Here is a 17,845-nt window from a genome sequence, read left to right as displayed (position 1 = left end):
TTCATTTTAAAAATAAGCTGTTTGAGAGGAGTTTTTTTAGCAGGTACTTTAGTATAAGAGCAGAAGAGCATGGCTTAAGGGATTTAAAAGCGGGTATAAATAAAGATATATATCTAATCAAGAGTTAACGAAGTGAAGGAAAGGGAGTTGCGACATGAAATACAATTTTGATGAAATGATCAACCGCCGAGGCACGTATTCCTTAAAGTGGGACGGCGCTGACTTGATCAAAGAATTCGGCTTAACTGAGCGCTACGATGAAGACACAATTCCGTTGTTTACAGCCGATATGGACTTGCCGGTGCCGCAGCCTTTGGTGGATGCCTTACATAAAACCGTGGACCACCGGATTTTCGGCTACACGGTATTTCCGGAAGAATATTACGAAGCGATCGAATCGTGGTTTCTGAAACGCCACGACTGGAAAGTGAGCAAGCAGGACATCGTTTTCAGCCCCGGCACGGTTCATGCGCTGAATGTTGCGGTCAAAGCCTTTACGAAGCCTGGCGACGGGATCTTGATCCAGCGGCCGGTCTATCCGCCGTTCACCGGTGCAATTGAAGGAAACGAACGGGTCGTTGTCAACAGCGCGCTTGTGGCAGGAAACGACCAGTACTATACCATCGATTTTGCGGATTTTGAAGAAAAAGCGAAAGATGACAATACGAAGATGTTCATCCTTTGCCATCCGCATAATCCGACGGGACGTGTCTTTACCACAGAAGAACTGCGCAAAATGGCGGAAATTTGTGCGCGCCATGGTGTCTTGATTGTGGCGGACGAAATCCACGGCGACCTAATCCGCCAAGACCAGAAGTTCATCCCGATGGCAAAAGCCGCAGGCAATACCGATAATTTGATCACTTTGACGGCCATCAATAAAACCTTCAATGTAGCGGGTCTGCATTGTACGAACGTCATAATCCAAAATGAAGATTTGCGTGCAACGTTCGCCACTGAAATGGGTATGCAGCTGCCTTCTCCATTTACAGTTGCGGCTTTGATCGCCGTCTATAATGAAGGCGAAGACTGGCTCGAGCAGCTGAAAGCGTATATCGACGGCACGATGCATTACGTCAAAGACTTTTTCGCGAAGGAAATGCCGCAAGTGAACGTGTATATTCCGGAAGGGACGTATGTTTTATGGCTCGATTTCAGCGGCTATGGCATCAATGCGGAGGAAATCCACGACCGCATCTACAACAAAGCCAATGTGCTCCTCGAAGACGGCGGCATGTTCGGTGAAGAAGGCCTGTTGTATCAGCGAATCTGCATTCCGTCGCCGCGTCCGCTGATCCAGGAAGCACTTGAACGGATTGCAAAAGAGTTCAAGGATTTACCGGTGAAAAGCACCGTCGAAAACTAATGGAAAAGCGGTTCTCAAACGATTAGTTGAGAGCCGCTTTTTTGCGCCTTTAGTAGCAAGGGAATTTGAAGGGATTGTGCTAAACTGAATAAAAGGAAGGTAATAAATAGAATATTCATTCTTTTTAAAGGTAAATTTACCCGGCGTCATTACTTCGTTTATTCAAAGGAGCGGATGGGAGTATGCAGACAAGCAGACTGGTTCAAATTGAACAACAGGCGTTAAAACGGTATTTGCAATTTAATGCAGAAAAACAAAGCGCTCAAGCGACAGCCGATGCGCAGTCGCGCATGATGAGCCGCAGCAGCGTTATCCATGTGCACGACAATTTGGCAATGGAGCGCATCATCAATCGCAGCGATTTGTTCCCGATTGCCCATCTTCAGGCAGGGCTTGATGTCAGTAAGGCAGTATGCCGCATTTCTATCCGCAACCGGAGCGGACAGATCGAAGGATACGGTACAGGCTTTATGGTGGCGCCATCGCTTCTTCTCACGAACAATCATGTGCTCGATACATTTGATTTGGCGCAGTACGCCGTAGCCGAATTCAATTACGAAGACGACGTGAATTTCATGCCCAAGGAAATCGTTTCTTTCCGGTTAGCGCCCGAGCAGCTGTTCATCACGGACGCAGGGCTTGATTTCACCTTGGTTGCGGTCCATGAAGTGGACACAGAAGGCGTTAGGCTGTCTGATTTCGGTTATTTGCCATTGTTGCCGCAAACCGGAAAAGTGCTGGAAGGCGAATACGTGAGCATTATTCAGCATCCGAAAGGCGGACCAAAAGCCGTCACCATCCGGGAAAACGAAGTCAAGTCGATTTCCTCCGATTATGTTCATTACGTCAGCGACACCGAACCCGGCTCATCCGGTTCGCCGGTGTTCAACGACCAATGGGTGGTTGTTTCCTTGCATCATGCCGGCATCCCGCATCCCGAAAACGAAGGAGAATGGATTGCCAACGAAGGCATCCGCATCAGTTCGATTTTACGGTTTCTCCGGCTCCGCCGGAATGGCGTGGAAGACGGTGCCGGACGTAAATTGCTCGACGCGCTGTTGGCGGCTCCTGATCCTTTAGTTCCCGCCATGGAAGTCGGGACACTGGAAGTTGAGTGGTACAGTGGTGCAGCTGGCTATAATCCGGTATTTCTCGATCCGGACGCTGAAGTGCCGCTTCCTTTATTGAATGAGAGCCAGCAGGCGGATGTCACGGAAACGGAAGACGGCAAAAAAATTCTCGACTATATGCATTTTTCGATTGTCATGAGCGGGTCGAGGAAACTCGCGTTTTACAGTGCCGTCAATATTGATGGCACACAGCTGATTGAAGTCCGGCGCGAAAATGACAAATGGTATTTCGACCCGCGGATTCCGGAAGAATTCCAAGTCGGGCCGGAAGTTTATAAAAACAACGACATTGACCGCGGCCATCTGACGAGAAGGCAAGATCCGAACTGGGGAATCGATGCAGTGAAAGCGAATGAACACACCTTCCACTTCACTAATTGTGCGCCCCAGCACAAGAACTTCAACCAGAAGACCTGGCTGGATCTGGAGAATTATTTATTGGATAACGCCGGTGACTATGGCTTGAAAGTGACCGTGTTCACCGGTCCGGTATTCCGTGACAGCGATGTGGTATACCGCGGCTGCCAGATTCCTTCCCAGTTCTGGAAAGTGGCCGTTTTGCAAAAAGCAGATGGCAGGCTTTCTGCGACGGCTTATCTGCAATCACAGGAAAACTTACTCGGAGATTTGGAATTTGTCTACGGTGATTTCCAGACTTATCAGGTGCCGGTTACGCAGATAGAAGAGCTGACCGGGCTTGGTTTTGGGGAATTGCGGAATTTTGATCCATTAGCAGAAACGTCGGTGAAAGTTGTGATTGCCAGCCGGGAAGATATTCGATTGTAATGTATGGTGAGAATAGCGATAGAAAGTTAGGAAACTTCGATAGACAGGTTAGAAACTTTGATAAAAACGCAGAAAACATCGATAGAAACTTAAATCACATCGATATAGACAACTTGAAACGTTGATAAAGGTTTTAGGTTGCTTGCTTTTTGCCTCAGCAAAAAGCGCTTTGGCTTTAAGGAGTCCTTCGCCTTGGCGAAGGGCTTTTCCAATTGTATTTTGAGCTTAGGAAGTGGATTTCATGGATAGGAAGGTGGAAAACATCGATAGAAACGCAGAAAACAACGATAGAAACTTAAATTACACCGATAGAAACAACTCGAAACCCTGGTAAAGATTTTGGGTTGCTTGCTTTTTGCTGAAGTGAGCAGCCCTTTAGCTGTTTCGTTTGGTTTTTAAAGTTTGGAAACGTAAAATCCACTATAACCAGTTCTCGATTGAAAGAATTCTGAAAGTTCTATAATCTTATGTTAAGAAGATTTCTAAAGGAGTGGGATGCAATGCCTTTCAAATCAAAATCAGGGAAACTATTCGGCAACCGCCCAAGCAAAAGCGAGCTGGATACGCGCAGCGATATCAATTCGACGGATGGTACATACAACGTGAAATGCTTCGGCGCCAAAGGAGACGGGACATCGGATGACTGGGAAGTACTGCAGGAAGCGGTTGACGTGATTTACCGGCAGCTGGGCGGCGGTGCACTCTTTTTCCCGCCGGGCTTGTACCGGATCAGCCGGCCATTGGAAGTGCCGGACACAGACAATGCAGTTTCCTGGATCGGCCATAGCTCCAAATCGACCGTGATTGCCCCGTCCGAACCGATGGATTATCTGGTCCGGATGCGAGGAGAAGGCGGAAGGATCGAAGGTATCAAGTTCCGGGGGACGGATCCGTTGAACGGCTATGCCCAAAACGCCAAAGTCTGCATGCTTGCGACCAATATCCGGGACAAGGCATTTTCAAATGCTGCATTTGTCTGGGGAGCGGTGCATGGCCTGCAGATTACCGGCGAAGGCAATAACAATTTATGCGTCTTCGACCGGCTTTGTGTTTTCTCGCAAAATGGCACGATTGTAAAAGGAAGGGACGGCAGCGGTTCCGCGGATACGGTTCAATTCCGAGGTTTCAATCCGGAAAGAAACGATGTGCATGTCGGCGCGTATTTGAAAATTGGCAATGGGGAAGGCTCGGTTTACCACATCGATGCAGTCACTTCAACTAGCATCACCGTATCGCCCGACTTGAAAGAGCCTCTTAATGAAGGCAGCGAATACGCCATTCATATCGGCTGCGGTTTGCAGACAGACCGCGGCAGCGATAATAATGTCTACGGCATCTACGACTGCCATTTTGTCGGCAATGCCGGCGCCGGCCTCATGGTGCGTGGTCTTTATGGCCACCACATCCAAGGCGGCAATTTCGATTCAAACGGCATCGCCGGCATCCATATCGGTTCCGGCATGATCAATACGACGCCTGCTTATTCCAACACCATCAATCATTCTTATTTTGAAGCCAATGGCTATGCCAACGTCATTTTGGATTATCCATCCGGCCTGACGGTTCTGGATCCGCTGCTGGCAGAACCGGTCGACGGAACGGCGGGAGACGTCGCTTCGATCACGTCGCTGCGCAGCTATTATTTCGATTTTGACTCGACGAGTATCTCGTATAACGGGCGGCAGTATGGCTATGTGGCCGAAACAGACTGCGACGCTCCTTATGAGATGGAAGGAACTTCGCAGCTGGCCATTGACCGTCCGGCAGGTGCAAGAAGACCGGCCATTATCCAACTGCCTCCAGTGCCCCGCCACCAGTTCGGAGAAAAGCTTGAAATCTTTGTGGAAGACAGCGGTGGGCAGCCTGTCCATTTGGTCTGTGAACATACCGGGGTCAACAAGCAGCCCGGGGAGCGCGGAATCTTTGTTCCGGCAGGCATCGGGTTTGTCATTACCGTGTTTTACAGCCCGAGAAATTCCTCCTGGATGGTGTCGCATACTTTGCCGGTCCAACTATAAAAATTTGAAACCTGGAAGTCACTTTGAGAAAAGGGACTTCCAGGTTTTTGATTGGCAAAAAATTAGAACCCTTGCATCACGTTTTTTCCCGCAAAAAGAGGTAATATAAAGAGTATGTTTTATTAAGATTTTATTGAATCAAATAAAAAGACTATAAAACAGCAGCCGAAACTGAATTTTAAAGTGGAAATCCAGGCGGCGAAAAAGGAGAGAACCAGCAATGAAAAATCAATCTTGGTTGAGAAAAGCGGGCCTGGCCAGTGCAGCAGCGGCTTTGGCGCTGACGGTGACGCCGCTCGGAGAAGGGCTTCCTTTTAACCAGACAATTCAAGCGGAAGCATCCACAAATACATATCAGACGATCGAAAACTTGAACCTTCGCTCCGGAGCTTCGGCAGAAACCGCAGTGGTGACAATCATTCCGAAAGGAGCGCAAGTCGAACTGGTTTCAAAAAGCGGTTCTTGGGCGGAAGTGCGCTACGGTGCCGAAACAGGTTATGTAAATTCGAAATTCCTGTCAAACATAGAACAACAAAAACCGGCAGCCCAAACACGTGTAACGATAGATAAATTAAATCTGCGCGAAGGTGCCGGAGTGCAATACAACATTATTACAGAAATTCCGGAAGGCGAGCCAGTCCGACTGATTTCCGGGGAAAGCGGTTGGGTCAAAGTTTCTTATGGCGATCGGACAGGGTATGTGAATTCGGCTTATTTAAAAGCACTTAAAGCTCCTGCAGAGGAAGCGGAAAAATACCTGGCACCTGCCATTGAGGCACCGGGAACTTATATCGATGGCATATTGATTGTCAATAAGGAGTACGCTTTGCCGTCCGACTATAACCCAGGCATGGTTCCGGAAGCAGAACTAGCCGTTTCAGATATGCTGCAAGATGCAAAGGAACAAGGCCTCTCAATCAAAACCGTCAGTGGATTCCGTTCGTATTCCTACCAAGCTGGCTTATATGATAATTATGTGAATCGCTACGGCAAAGCTCAAGCGGATACAGTCAGCGCGAAAGCCGGACATTCGGAGCACCAGGCGGGACTGGCATTTGATTTTGGCAGCACCTCCAACACCGGATTGAGCAAGTCGTTTGCCGATACGGCAGAAGGCCAGTGGCTTGCAGACAATGCACATAAATACGGCTTTATCCTGCGCTATCCGGAAGGCAAGGAACAAATTACGGGCTATCAGTACGAGCCGTGGCATTTCCGTTATTTAGGCACTGATAATGCTGTAAAAGTGAAAGACAGCGGCAAAGCGTTAGAAGAGTATTTGGAAATCAGCGGTAAATAAAATTTAATGGAAAATCCAGCTACTTAGTTAAATCCGCATCCAACAGATGCGGGTTTATTTTTACGTTAAATATTTTGAATAATTAGTAAATAAGTAAGGTTTTAATAAGCTTTTGTTGTTAAAATGAAAGCAATAAGTAAACAAACTGTTGAAAGGAGAATCTGTATGAAAAAGCTGTTAAGTCCTCTTGTCCTTGTAATGTCTTTATTGCTTATTTTTCCTGTTGCCGCTGCCGCACCGGATTTGCCAAAAAATCATTCGTTCTACGATGAAATGACTTATTTGATGGAGAAAGGTGTGATTAGCGGATACGTGGATGGAACAGTACGTCCCGATGTGGAAGTGACGCGTGCTCAGGCTGCAGTAATGATCGGGCGGTTGAAGGGCTTGGATGGCACAAAAAAAGTGACGCCGTTCCGAGATGTAAAGGCGGATTATTTTGCTAGCGGTTATATTGCAGAGGCTGCAGAAGCCGGCTATCTTAAAGGGTATGGTGATGGAACATTTCGTCCAGATGCCCCAATTATCCGCGGGGATATGGCGCTGATTATCGAGAGGGTTTTTGATCTGGCTTTTACATTCTCTCATTCGTTCAAAGATGTTCCGGAAAACGCTTATTATGCAGAAGCCATCCGTAAAATTTTAGCTGCTAATATCACAATCGGATATGCAGACAACACATTCCGCCCACGGCTAGAAGTGACTCGCGGGCAGTTTTCTGCTTTTTTAGCGAGAGCTTTAGAACCGAAATTCAAAAATGACGCGACAATTGCCCGATCGTATCAAAAAGACAAAACGAAGACGTATACCTATCAAATGTCTGATGGGACTAAAGCGGTTCACCGTTTTGTGAATGTACCGAATCGCGATGGATTAGCCTACGGATTTCTGTGGACTGTACAAGTCGGTAATGATGTTTATGAATACTTGGAACTTGAAAATCATCAACTTTTCGCTTTCGGTTATCCATATTCGGAGTATGATTTAGCGCTTGTTTATCCGGTTCGCGTCGGCAAAACCTTTAATACCGGACTTGGTGATGAAATCATAACGAACACGATCACCGGAATCAATAAAACCGTCAGAACCTCATACGGAACTTTTACGAACGCTACGGAAGTAACGACTGAAAGCGGCTTAAAGTATTATATGGTGGAAGGTTTTTCTACAGTAAAATCAATTAATGCACAAGGAAGAGTCGAGAGTGAGCTGGTGAACGTTAAGTAATTGATATGTTGGCTGCCGGCAAAGCATTACAAACTAAGGGGATGGAGGACATGAAAAAGGCATTGATTCCCGTTGCCATTGTGTTGTCCCTGTTTTTAAGTTTACCTGCAGCAAATGCCGCCACGGACTTGCCGGAAAGCCACCCGTTTTATGAGGAAATCGATTACTTGATGGAGAAAGGCGTTATTGAAAGTTATCCCGATGGGACGGTACAGCCCGACGCCTTCGTGACGCGGGCGGAAGCGGCTGTCATGTTCGGCCGCTTGAAAGGTTTGAGCAGTACAAAAAGGGCTACTGCATTTCGGGATGTTCCGGCAGAGCACTTTGCCAGCGGCTTCATCGCAGAAGCAGCCAAAGCGGGCTATATCCTTGGGTTTCCGGACGGGACATTCCGGCCGGATGAACCAGTGAACCGCGGCGATCTGGCGGTCATGATCGAGCGGTTTTTCGGATTGAATTTTATTTTCCATTTCGGCTATAAGGATGTCGCGGAAAAAGCTTATTATCACGATGCTGTTTGCCGCTTAGCGGCTTCAAGCATTTCGTATGGTTATTCAGACAATACATTCCGGCCGCATCTTCAAGCCACGCGCGGGGAGTTTTCAGCATTGCTTGCCCGTGCACTGGAACCGGAATTTAAAAATGATGTGAAAATCGGACGGTCCTACCAGCGGGACAAAACAAAGACCTATACGTACCGGCATGAAGATGGACAACTGGCAGTGGACCGATTTGTCAGTGTTCCTGCCGTTATCGGTCCAGGAACGGAATTTGTCTGGGAAACCCGTATTGGAGATGCCGCCTATCCGGAACTGGAGTATGAAAACGATGAGCTTTTTGCAAATGGTTTTCCTTATTCAGAGCAAAGTTTTTATTTGGCGTATCCGGTTCAAGTCGGCAAAAAATTTACAGCGAGCGATCACTCGTCCGGCCCAGACTTTAATACCATCACAGGTGTGGGCGAAACTGTCGAGACTGAGTACAAGACTTTCACCAATGCGGTTGAAGTTACAACGCAGGATGGCGGAAAATACTATATGGTGGAAGGATTCGCCTTGGTTAAGTGGATCGAAGCGGATGGGACGGTTTCCAATGAATTGATTGATGTTGAATAACGGATGAATTCAGCCCGGTTCCAGACGTATCTGGCAATTGGGCTGTTTCGTATTTGATTTTCAGGAGGTGCCGTATGTTTGGAAAAAATAATTTGGTTCTGGTGCTTGAAGATTATGAGCTGTCGTTTAATGTACGGTTGATCGATCGTGATGGATTGGTTTACAGCAGCAACCGATTTATGGAAAAGCCGCATATTTCAAAAATTCGGATGCTGGTTGGTACACTGACACAGATTTTTGGCAATTTCAACCGGGTCACTTACAGCAAGAATTTCAATCTGGTGTGGGACCATGAAGCGCGGCCGGACTCTTTCGGGAAATTTATGGCGGAGTTGTTTGCTTCGCACGAGACCGTAGACCCGCGCTACCATATGTGGGAACAATTCAGTGAGTTTCTGGAACAGCAGGAAAAAGAGTCGCATAGAAGCCGGCTGGAAGATCTTCCTTTTTAACTAAACAAAGTTTTAAAGGAATGAAGGACTTTCGAAGAGTTTATTGAATAAGTATCAATAGCATAACAGAGGGCCTTTAGTCGGTGAATGACAACAGGGGAGTGGGCATTTAGATGGCGTTTGGAAACAAAAAAGAGAAGCAGGCACTTGTGACAGCAAATAGATTGAGGAAAATGGCCGACGAAGTGACATTCAGTGAGCGGCCGGATAAGACGTTCAATGTCAAAGCCTTTGGAGCCAAAGGCGATGACGATGCCGATGACTGGCGGGCATTGCAACAGGCCATTGCTTTTGCCTATAACGCCAAAGGCGGCGGTACGCTGTTTTTTCCGCCCGGCCAGTACCGCATTTCCAAGCCGCTTGAAGTGCCTGTTACCGACGAAGAAAAAGCCGTGTCCTGGGTCGGCTATAGCGATAAGACGACCATCATCGTGCCTTCTGCTCCAATGGATTATATGGTCCGCATGCGCGGCGGGGATGGTCATATCAAGGGGCTGACTTTTAAAGGGAGCGATCCGTTTAACGGTTCGGTGCAACATGCGAAAGTTTGCATGCTGGCGAGTAATATCCGCAACAAGACCTTTTCGAATGTGTCGTTCAGTTGGGCAAAAGTCCATGGGCTGCAAATTACGGAAGAAGGCAATAACAATTTGTGTGTTTTTGACCAAGCCTGTAAGTTCGAACAAAATGGAACAGTGGTTAAAGGAAGCGATGGCAGTGGTTCTGGTGACAAAATTAGTTTCTCCAGCTTCAATCCCGAGTCAAACGATGTCCATGTCGGCGCCTATATTAAAATTGGCAGTGGAACGGGATCGGTTTACCATATCAATTCAGTTAGCAGAAACAGCGTGAGCGTATCGCCTGCTTTGAAAAATACATTCCGCGCCGGCACCGATTACCAAATACATATTGGATCGGGTCTACAGACCGACCGCGGCAGCGATAACAATGTCTATGGCATCTACGATTGCCATTTTGTCGGCAATGCCGGAGCAGGGCTGGTAGTCAGGGGACTGTATGGGCATAACGTCCAGGGGGGGAATTTCGATGCGAACGGCATCGCCGGCATCCATATCGGTTCCGGCATGATCAATACGACTCCAGCTTATTCCAATGTGATCACCCACGCGTATTTCGAAGCAAACGGTTATGCAAATGTGATACTGGATTACCCTTCTGGCCTTAGCATCATCGAACCACTTTTAGCAGAACCTATTGACGGAACAGCGGGGGGCATTGCTTCGATTACTTCCTTACGGGACCAGCCATTCGATTACGAGACAACCAGTGTCCTCCATAATGGAAGGCTTTATCATTTTATCAATGAAACAACGCGCAATTTTGCATCCAATACAGTGGAAACCTCAAGGATCACGGTCAATCAAGCCCGCAGCTTATTGGGACCTTCCATTGTTAATCTACCAGCTCCGCCAAAGCATCGCTTCAAAGAAGAACTTGAAATCTATGTGGAAAACAGTGGGGGACAGCCTGTTCAAGTAATTTGCGACTACGCTAAAGTGAACAATAAACCTGGAAGAGTGGGTGTTGAAGCGCCAGCGGGAGTGGGCTATAAAATCAGTGCCTATTACAGCAGGAGTATGGACAGCTGGATGGTGTCGCATACTACGCCGATGATTTAGTGTATAAAGCATCATAGGGATTGTGGTCATACTTTACTTACAATGAAAAACTGAAGTCCCGATTCAAAAAACAGAAGGCTGCCTAAGAAAAATCTTAGGCAGCCTTCTGTTTTTTAATATTCGTGAATCATCATTTGGTAATGAATGTAATCAAAAAAATGTGCCTGTTCTAGCATATCTTCTGTAGCAATTTCTTTAGCATGTTTAACGACTTCGAGAGCTAATTTCTCTTCGTTCATCAGTGAGAAATAGAAGGATAAATAATAATAGACAGCCAAAGACTCATAGTCAACGGCCGAATTTTGTGTTTCTCGATTATAGCGGCCATAGAGCTTATGGGTGCTATTCCATTCTTTTTTTATCCAATCTAAAAATAACATAGAAGGAACACCCGCTTGTTCCCGGTTTATGGCAATGAGCAATTGGTCAATCATATGGACTTCCTCATTCTGACTGTATTCGTGTAGACGGGTGTCGTAATATTCTGGAAATAATATTTTGCTCCCTTCAGTAGTTTGCAGCAAGCTAATTGAACTTTTTGAAACCAAATGAGCTTTATTTAAGTAACTTAAAGTAAGTCGCTGTGCGGGTAAAGAAAGCGTCCAATCATAAAAATCTACTGTATAATCTTCAACTTTCTGGGTGTTTGCTATAGTAGAGCTAAGCTCCTCAGCTAAATCATTATAATCTTCGATTCCGAAATGATGAGCGGCGCGCTCGAGAACGGAAATAATTCGCACATCGTCGATCAATGCATTGGTCGTAGCATTGTGATTCAATCGCCATTGCACAAATAGAAAATCATGTTGTTTTATCAAAAAATGATTTTTTAAGTTTTCGACTTGTTTCTGGAAAGCTTTTTGATCTTCGATTAGTAGCAAGTATTCCAAGTACAAACCTATGCTTTCTGACAAGTACTCAGAATCTTGGTCTTGAGGGTAAGCGTGAATCAGTCCCTCATCATTTTCATAAAATTGTTCCACATGATTTTGAACAGAATCCACTTCTTCGCACCCACCAATCAATAGTAAAAGAAAAAGAAATAGAAGAAATTTGGCTTTTCGCTTCATTATCCAATCCCCTTAAAGCGCTTTGTTTTATCCCAAGTAATTGTATTTCCGCGAATACGGCTCCACAAATAAATAGAAAAGCTTCGCACTAATAAAATGACGAACAACTGGGCGTAGGTAAAATACATGATAAAAATATACAGGACGTTTCTTAAAGAAACATTCCGGTCGACCACTAAGGCGCTTAATAATTGGCTGGTGTAGACGATATAACTCATGAACCAGAGAATTAACAGAGGAGCATCCATGTTTGGAAGCTCATATCCAGCAACGCTCATAATAAAAAAGATATCAGAGAATAGCAAAACTAGCACGAAAACAAGATAGGTCAGCAAATGCTGAAGACTGAGAAAGAATGTTTTTCCTTTCCAATGAGTCAGGTCTTGTATGGATTTTTCTAATAAATATATATTTCCTGTTAACCATCTTGTCCGCTGTTTAATAAATGTTTGAACCTGTTCCGGTTCTTGTTCCCATGTCCTTGAAGAAGGAACTACGGGCAATAAGAAGCCTTTAGCAGTTAAACGGACAGTCAATTCCGCATCTTCAGCTAAGGCAAATACATCGTAACCGTCTAATTGTTCAATCACTGATCTGCGCAATAGCATATTCGTACCTGCGAGTGATCCCAGTTGAAATGCCTTCCAACGGCCACATTGCATAAGCAGCTGAAATACTTGGAATTCCAAGCTGATCATGCGAGTCAGTATATTGGCATCGGAATTTTTCGTTTTCACATAACCGACTGCACCGGCAGCGCCTTGGGTCTTCTCAGCAGCTTTGACCAATTTTTCGAGTGCGTCTGATTCTGGTTCATTGTCTGCATCGTAAACAATGAAGTAAGCGGAATTTGAAATACTCAACCCATAGTTTAATACCCTTGATTTTCCTGAAGGTGTGCCGGGAGGTACAGGAATATAATGAATTCTTGAAAATACCTGAGCAAAATCTTGTGCGATTTCTGCAGTCTCGTCATGAGAGTTGTCGTCTAATACATAAATATCTAATTTGCCTTTGTACTGGAGCCGTGCCATTGCTTGCAATGTATTTTCAAGAACAATGCCTTCGTTGTGGGCAGGAATCAGCAAGGCTACACTTGGATAGTCATCTAAATCATCCAGATCCTTATAAGTAATTCGGAACCATATACCTGCTATTGTTAGAACGGAGTAAAAAATAAGTAACAGCCAGAAAAAAGCCATAATTATTAGAATCAATGAAGTCATGAGTTTTCTCCAATCAAATCGTGCAAATGGTTTTCATCTATTACTTGTTCTTTTATTGAAGTAAAAGGAGGTTCTATAAAATTTAAAGCTTCTTGGACCTTTTTACTAAGACGCTCTAACACTCGTTCTGCACCTTCGGCATGCGTATTTTTTAATAATAGATAGATGACTTCCTTATCACTGGTAATTAAGTCGAATTTCTGGCGGATTGTCAGTAATGCCAAGCGCTCAAGTTCTTCCTGAAGGTTTTCTTTCGTACGCTTGGCTGAATGAGTTATAACTATTTTTACGAACCAGGCTTCTTCTTTGTTCCGTTCGCTTGATTTCATTAACCACTGTGCTTGCTCGTTAAATTCAGTCATAGTCAGAAGCTTTGTTATTCCTGTATATTTTTGAAGCAATTGTACTTGCTGTTTTAACTCCGTATATTCATAGCCGATTTTTTTAATCAAGTTCATCAAAACCCAATACATTAAAAGGAAGCTTGTCAGCAATAGATGATTGTATATATACAGTAACTGTATCTCTGAAGCTCTTTGAAAAGCAAAAGCATGTATCGTTAGAAATGCTCCGAAGGAAAGGGTTACCGTTATGGCATATAAAAAAACTAACCTTTCATGGATAATGCTCATGATGACAATAGACAAACCCCCAATTAAGAGTACTGCTTGGTAAAAAGGCAATTTAAGAAATGCAATTGTCCAACCATTCATCAAAATACCCAATAATAAAGTTGCTATAATTAAATTTTTTTTCATGTTCAATCTCATTTCCTTTGTATTTTTTATGTATCCAATTATTTAATCCTATAGAAACTTTTTGGTTTTCTGCACGTTATAAATACTAGAATGGTTTTAGGTAAGGCGTATTATTAGAACTGTTATTGATTAAAAGCTGCTTTCGAAGAATGAAACATGAATGGAAAGTTTCTTATCTTAGCTACATCTAATTACCTACAGTAGCATGAGTTTAAAAGTTTATCATTAGATTTTGTAAAAAAATCTCTTTTTTTACAGGAATCATCATAAAGGAGGCAGTTGGAAGAGAGAAGCCGATAAATGTCAGGTCAATTCTCTTCGTTTAGCATATGAAAGAAAGCGCAAAGGTTTTGGCCCTAAGGTTCTTTATGTGAGTCAAGCGTCTTCTTATCTGTTAGATTTATGTCTCTCTATTTGAATTATGATATAATCTAGAAGGCTTGCAAAAAAGCAAGAAGAGATTTACAGTCTAGTAGTTGATTCTCTAAAATAGATAAAATTAATAAGATTGACGTGCTTAAAAGTCAGGAAAACAAAAGCATATTGTAATTTCGTAAGATTGATTTTATATAAGAAACAAGGTAATAGAGGGAGAGAAAATCAAATGTCTTTAGTAAATGTGATTGGGCTGGGGTACATCGGCCTGCCAACAGCGTTAATGTTAGCGAAAAGTGGAAATGAAGTGGTCGGAACGGATTTAAATTCAAAATTGGTGAATTCCTTGAACGCTGGGAAACTGACGTTCCAAGAAGACGGGTTGGAAGAACTGTTCCAGGCAGCCTTGGCGAACGGCATGACGTTCAGTACGGAATACCAAAAGAGCGATACATATATTTTGGCGGTACCAACACCCTATATCGAAGAAAGCAAGAAGCTCGATCCCAAATACGTTATTTCGGCCGTGAACAACGTGCTGGATGTCTGCGACAAAGGCGCCGCCATTGTCATCGAGTCGACGATTTCTCCCGGAACGATCGATCGCCACATTCGTCCCATTATTGAAGCGCGCGGTTTTGTCATAGGTGAAGATGTGCATTTGCTGCACGCACCGGAACGCATCATTCCTGGGAACATGATTTATGAACTCGAACACAATTCGCGGACAATCGGTGCAGACAGTCCGGAAGTAGCGGAGAAAATCAAAGCGATTTATGAAAGCTTTTGCCAAGCGGAAATCGTCTTGACGGATATCCGTTCCGCGGAAATGTCCAAAGTCATCGAAAACACGTACCGGGATGTGAACATCGCCTTTGCCAACGAATTGGCGAAAATCTGCCGGACAGACGACATCGATGTGTACGAAATCATCAAAATCGCCAACAAGCACCCGCGCGTTAACATCCTGCAGCCGGGGCCAGGCGTCGGTGGGCATTGCATCTCGGTGGATCCGTGGTTCTTGGTCGGCGATTATCCGGATTTGACGAATTTGATCCTTGCCGCACGCAAGATCAACGATTCGATGCCGCGCCATGTGCTGGGCCGCATCCGTGATATCATGCGCGAACACAATATCACCGACATCTCGAAAATTGGCCTGTACGGTCTTGCTTACAAAGAAAACGTAGATGACACACGTGAAAGTCCGACCTTGCAACTTTTAGAGCGTCTGGATGAACATTTGGCATTCGGCGTGAAAGTATTCGATCCATTTGTTACAGAACGCATGGTCGACCACCAGTTCATGAATTTTGAGGACTTCTTGAACGAGGTGGAAGTGGTAGTCGTGATGGTTGGGCATGACCACATCAAGCAGAATATGGACAAAATCGAGGACAAACTGGTCCTGGATACGAAGAACATCTGCACTTTTGAAGGTGCTTATAAACTATAAAGTAAAGTTGGGATAGTTGATGAAGAAGAAAATAATGGTGGTTTTTGGAACACGGCCAGAGGCTATCAAAATGTGCCCGCTGGTCCAGGAGCTTCAATCACGTGATGGATTGGAAACGGTTGTTTGTGTAACTGGGCAACACCGGGAAATGTTGGATCAAGTTTTGAATGTATTTAATATCGTTCCGGAATACGACCTTTCAATTATGAAAGACAAACAAACATTATTCGATGTGACCGTCAACATTCTTGAAAAAATGAAAAGTGTATTGGAAGAGGTCAAACCGGATGTAGTATTGGTTCATGGTGATACGTCTACGACTTTTGTTACGGCTTTGGCTTGTTTCTATCTCCAAATACCAGTAGGTCATGTAGAAGCCGGTCTTCGCACATACGACGTCTATTCTCCATACCCGGAAGAATTCAATCGTCAGGCAGTAGGAATTGTTGCTAAGTATCATTTCTCACCGACAGAAATGTCGAAGCAAAACTTGGTTAGCGAAGGTAAAAAAGTAGAAGATATCTATGTGACAGGCAATACAGCCATTGATGCCCTCAATACAACCGTGAGAGAAGACTATTCACATGCACAGCTTGACTGGGCAGCAGATAGCCGACTGATTATGCTGACAGCTCATAGACGAGAAAACCTGGGTGAACCGATGCGCCATATGTTCAAAGCCATCAAACGAATCGTTGATGAACATTCCGATATTAAAGTGATTTATCCGATTCACATGAATCCAGTAGTTCGAGAAGCCGCTAATGATATTTTGGGTCATACGGATCGTGTAAGAATCATTGAACCGCTTGAAGTCATCGATTTCCATAACTTCCTTTCGAAATCTTATCTGATCCTGACAGACAGTGGCGGTATCCAAGAAGAAGCTCCAAGTCTTGGCAAACCGGTATTGGTAATGCGTGATACGACGGAGCGCCCTGAAGGAATTGCGGCAGGCACTTTAGAGTTGGTCGGCACGAATGAAGAAACCATTTATCAAGCCTTCAAGTCATTACTTGAAGATGAAGCAAAATATAAAGAAATGAGCCAAGCAAGCAATCCTTACGGAGATGGCTTCGCAAGTAAGCGAATCGCAGACATTTTGGAAAAGTAAGCTGGCTGATATAAAATGTGCAATTAAAAGCTTAGGAAATCTATTGATTCCCTAAGCTTTTTCTATTATGAATTCCGGCATTATCTTTTATGGAAGAGATGATATAATCTATAAAAGCAAAAATTACTAATCATCATCTTAAAGAAAAGGAATTGGGAAATATGGCTAAACATAAAAAGCTGTCCTGGATAGTGGTCGTTCTTTGGATGGCTTTGATTTTTTCTTTGTCTCATCAGCCAGCATCTAAATCAAGTGAAATGAGTACGGGGATTACCGAAATGATAGTAGTGGCTGCAGAGCAAGTAGTGCCTGGTATAGCAGAAAATTTTGGGCAGCTTGAGCATATTGTTCGAAAAAATGCTCATTTTTTCATCTATTTGATTTTAGGGGTTTTGGCAATCCATGCTTTCAGCAAGAGTGGATTGCGTAGTTTTCGAGGCTTTAGTTTATCTGTCGTTCTTTGCGTGTTATATGCTATTTCCGATGAATTTCATCAATTGTTTGTTGATGGAAGAAGTGGAGAGTTACGTGATGTTTTCATTGACAGCTCTGGTGCAATTGTTGGTATTGCTATGTATAAGATTACAGAAAATCTACTCAAAAGAAATTCACAAAAAGCGTTTGAAGGAAAAGAAGTACAGGGATAAACTCATCCAAAGTTGGATGAGTTTTTTCTATTCCAAATTTTTTTCAAGTAGTATGCTATTTTCATCTAATTTTCTTATTGTAAGGGTATATTATAAATGTGTGTTAATTATCTCTTTATTCAGTCAATAAAAAATGATTAATATATTTAATAACTCCAAATTGTT

Annotated in this window: 14 protein-coding genes; 11 read left to right on the top strand and 3 right to left on the bottom strand. The window is 44.2% G+C overall.

Annotated features, from left to right (window positions below; all coding sequences use genetic code 11):
- Positions 1-154: 154 nt before the first annotated feature.
- The 8 genes from QWY22_RS14710 to QWY22_RS14675 all read left to right on the top strand — a co-directional run bounded on the left by QWY22_RS14710 (position 155) and on the right by QWY22_RS14675 (position 11,034).
- The gene (locus QWY22_RS14710; RefSeq protein ID WP_300981577.1) at positions 155-1,366 is read left to right on the top strand and encodes a MalY/PatB family protein; all 1,212 of its coding nucleotides are present in this window, start codon (positions 155-157) and stop codon (positions 1,364-1,366) included.
- Positions 1,367-1,548: 182 nt separating this feature from the next.
- A complete protein-coding gene (locus QWY22_RS14705; RefSeq protein WP_300981576.1) occupies positions 1,549-3,282 on the top strand; it encodes a DNA/RNA non-specific endonuclease in 1,734 nt (577 codons plus the stop codon).
- Between the two features lie 500 nt (positions 3,283-3,782).
- Complete coding sequence (locus QWY22_RS14700; RefSeq protein ID WP_300981575.1) at positions 3,783-5,300, top strand: glycosyl hydrolase family 28-related protein; 1,518 nt, start codon at positions 3,783-3,785, stop codon at positions 5,298-5,300.
- Positions 5,301-5,520: 220 nt separating this feature from the next.
- Positions 5,521-6,600, top strand: a complete 1,080-nt coding sequence (locus tag QWY22_RS14695; RefSeq protein WP_300981574.1) for a D-alanyl-D-alanine carboxypeptidase family protein — start codon at positions 5,521-5,523, stop codon at positions 6,598-6,600.
- Between the two features lie 165 nt (positions 6,601-6,765).
- On the top strand, positions 6,766-7,827 hold the full coding sequence (locus tag QWY22_RS14690; RefSeq protein ID WP_300981573.1) for an S-layer homology domain-containing protein: 1,062 nt from the start codon (positions 6,766-6,768) through the stop codon (positions 7,825-7,827).
- 50 nt (positions 7,828-7,877) lie between these two features.
- A complete protein-coding gene (locus QWY22_RS14685; RefSeq protein ID WP_300981572.1) occupies positions 7,878-8,942 on the top strand; it encodes an S-layer homology domain-containing protein in 1,065 nt (354 codons plus the stop codon).
- A 74-nt stretch (positions 8,943-9,016) separates the two neighbouring features.
- Positions 9,017-9,394, top strand: a complete 378-nt coding sequence (locus tag QWY22_RS14680) for a hypothetical protein (RefSeq protein WP_300981571.1) — start codon at positions 9,017-9,019, stop codon at positions 9,392-9,394.
- Positions 9,395-9,507: 113 nt separating this feature from the next.
- Entirely contained in the window at positions 9,508-11,034 is a 1,527-nt protein-coding gene (locus QWY22_RS14675) for a glycosyl hydrolase family 28-related protein (RefSeq protein WP_300981570.1), read from the top strand.
- 113 nt (positions 11,035-11,147) lie between these two features.
- Here QWY22_RS14675 and QWY22_RS14670 read toward each other — a convergent pair whose 3' ends face one another.
- From QWY22_RS14670 to QWY22_RS14660, 3 genes are read right to left on the bottom strand one after another with little or no spacing between them, the layout of a single operon-like run.
- Positions 11,148-12,104, bottom strand: a complete 957-nt coding sequence (locus QWY22_RS14670) for a hypothetical protein (protein WP_300981569.1) — start codon at positions 12,102-12,104, stop codon at positions 11,148-11,150.
- Positions 12,104-13,330: a glycosyltransferase family 2 protein gene (locus QWY22_RS14665; RefSeq protein WP_300981568.1), complete on the bottom strand. Its 1,227-nt coding sequence runs from the start codon at positions 13,328-13,330 to the stop codon at positions 12,104-12,106. The genes QWY22_RS14670 and QWY22_RS14665 overlap by 1 nt, the downstream gene beginning before the upstream one ends.
- Complete coding sequence (locus QWY22_RS14660) at positions 13,327-14,088, bottom strand: hypothetical protein (RefSeq protein WP_300981567.1); 762 nt, start codon at positions 14,086-14,088, stop codon at positions 13,327-13,329. The genes QWY22_RS14665 and QWY22_RS14660 overlap by 4 nt, the downstream gene beginning before the upstream one ends.
- A 604-nt stretch (positions 14,089-14,692) precedes the next feature.
- On the opposite strand from QWY22_RS14660, the gene QWY22_RS14655 reads away from it, so the two are divergent.
- The 3 genes from QWY22_RS14655 (at position 14,693) to QWY22_RS14645 (ending at position 17,680) form a co-directional block, all read left to right on the top strand.
- Positions 14,693-15,919 (top strand): nucleotide sugar dehydrogenase, encoded by a 1,227-nt coding sequence (locus tag QWY22_RS14655; protein WP_300981566.1) that lies wholly within the window; start codon positions 14,693-14,695, stop codon positions 15,917-15,919.
- Positions 15,920-15,938: 19 nt separating this feature from the next.
- On the top strand, positions 15,939-17,033 hold the full coding sequence (gene wecB / locus QWY22_RS14650) for a non-hydrolyzing UDP-N-acetylglucosamine 2-epimerase (protein WP_220628258.1): 1,095 nt from the start codon (positions 15,939-15,941) through the stop codon (positions 17,031-17,033).
- A 161-nt stretch (positions 17,034-17,194) separates the two neighbouring features.
- Complete coding sequence (locus QWY22_RS14645) at positions 17,195-17,680, top strand: VanZ family protein (RefSeq protein ID WP_300981565.1); 486 nt, start codon at positions 17,195-17,197, stop codon at positions 17,678-17,680.
- The last annotated feature ends 165 nt before the right edge of the window (positions 17,681-17,845 follow it).

Source organism: Planococcus liqunii (assembly GCF_030413595.1).
GTDB classification, from domain to species: Bacteria; Bacillota; Bacilli; order Bacillales_A; family Planococcaceae; genus Planococcus; species Planococcus liqunii.
Note: the sequence above shows the minus strand (reverse complement) of the source record. Positions and strands in the feature narration are given on the sequence as shown.

What these genes read in the sequence shown, in the direction of transcription:
- QWY22_RS14690 (WP_300981573.1), top strand. Translation starts at nt 6,766, where the DNA reads ATGAAAAAGCTGTTAAGTCCTCTTGTCCTTGTAATGTCTTTATTGCTT.
- QWY22_RS14660 (WP_300981567.1), bottom strand. Translation starts at nt 14,088, where the DNA reads ATGAAAAAAAATTTAATTATAGCAACTTTATTATTGGGTATTTTGATG.
- QWY22_RS14680 (WP_300981571.1), top strand. Translation starts at nt 9,017, where the DNA reads ATGTTTGGAAAAAATAATTTGGTTCTGGTGCTTGAAGATTATGAGCTG.
- QWY22_RS14710 (WP_300981577.1), top strand. Translation starts at nt 155, where the DNA reads ATGAAATACAATTTTGATGAAATGATCAACCGCCGAGGCACGTATTCC.
- QWY22_RS14665 (WP_300981568.1), bottom strand. Translation starts at nt 13,330, where the DNA reads ATGACTTCATTGATTCTAATAATTATGGCTTTTTTCTGGCTGTTACTT.
- QWY22_RS14695 (WP_300981574.1), top strand. Translation starts at nt 5,521, where the DNA reads ATGAAAAATCAATCTTGGTTGAGAAAAGCGGGCCTGGCCAGTGCAGCA.
- QWY22_RS14700 (WP_300981575.1), top strand. Translation starts at nt 3,783, where the DNA reads ATGCCTTTCAAATCAAAATCAGGGAAACTATTCGGCAACCGCCCAAGC.
- wecB (WP_220628258.1), top strand. Translation starts at nt 15,939, where the DNA reads ATGAAGAAGAAAATAATGGTGGTTTTTGGAACACGGCCAGAGGCTATC.
- QWY22_RS14685 (WP_300981572.1), top strand. Translation starts at nt 7,878, where the DNA reads ATGAAAAAGGCATTGATTCCCGTTGCCATTGTGTTGTCCCTGTTTTTA.
- QWY22_RS14675 (WP_300981570.1), top strand. Translation starts at nt 9,508, where the DNA reads ATGGCGTTTGGAAACAAAAAAGAGAAGCAGGCACTTGTGACAGCAAAT.
- QWY22_RS14655 (WP_300981566.1), top strand. Translation starts at nt 14,693, where the DNA reads ATGTCTTTAGTAAATGTGATTGGGCTGGGGTACATCGGCCTGCCAACA.
- QWY22_RS14705 (WP_300981576.1), top strand. Translation starts at nt 1,549, where the DNA reads ATGCAGACAAGCAGACTGGTTCAAATTGAACAACAGGCGTTAAAACGG.
- QWY22_RS14645 (WP_300981565.1), top strand. Translation starts at nt 17,195, where the DNA reads ATGGCTAAACATAAAAAGCTGTCCTGGATAGTGGTCGTTCTTTGGATG.
- QWY22_RS14670 (WP_300981569.1), bottom strand. Translation starts at nt 12,104, where the DNA reads ATGAAGCGAAAAGCCAAATTTCTTCTATTTCTTTTTCTTTTACTATTG.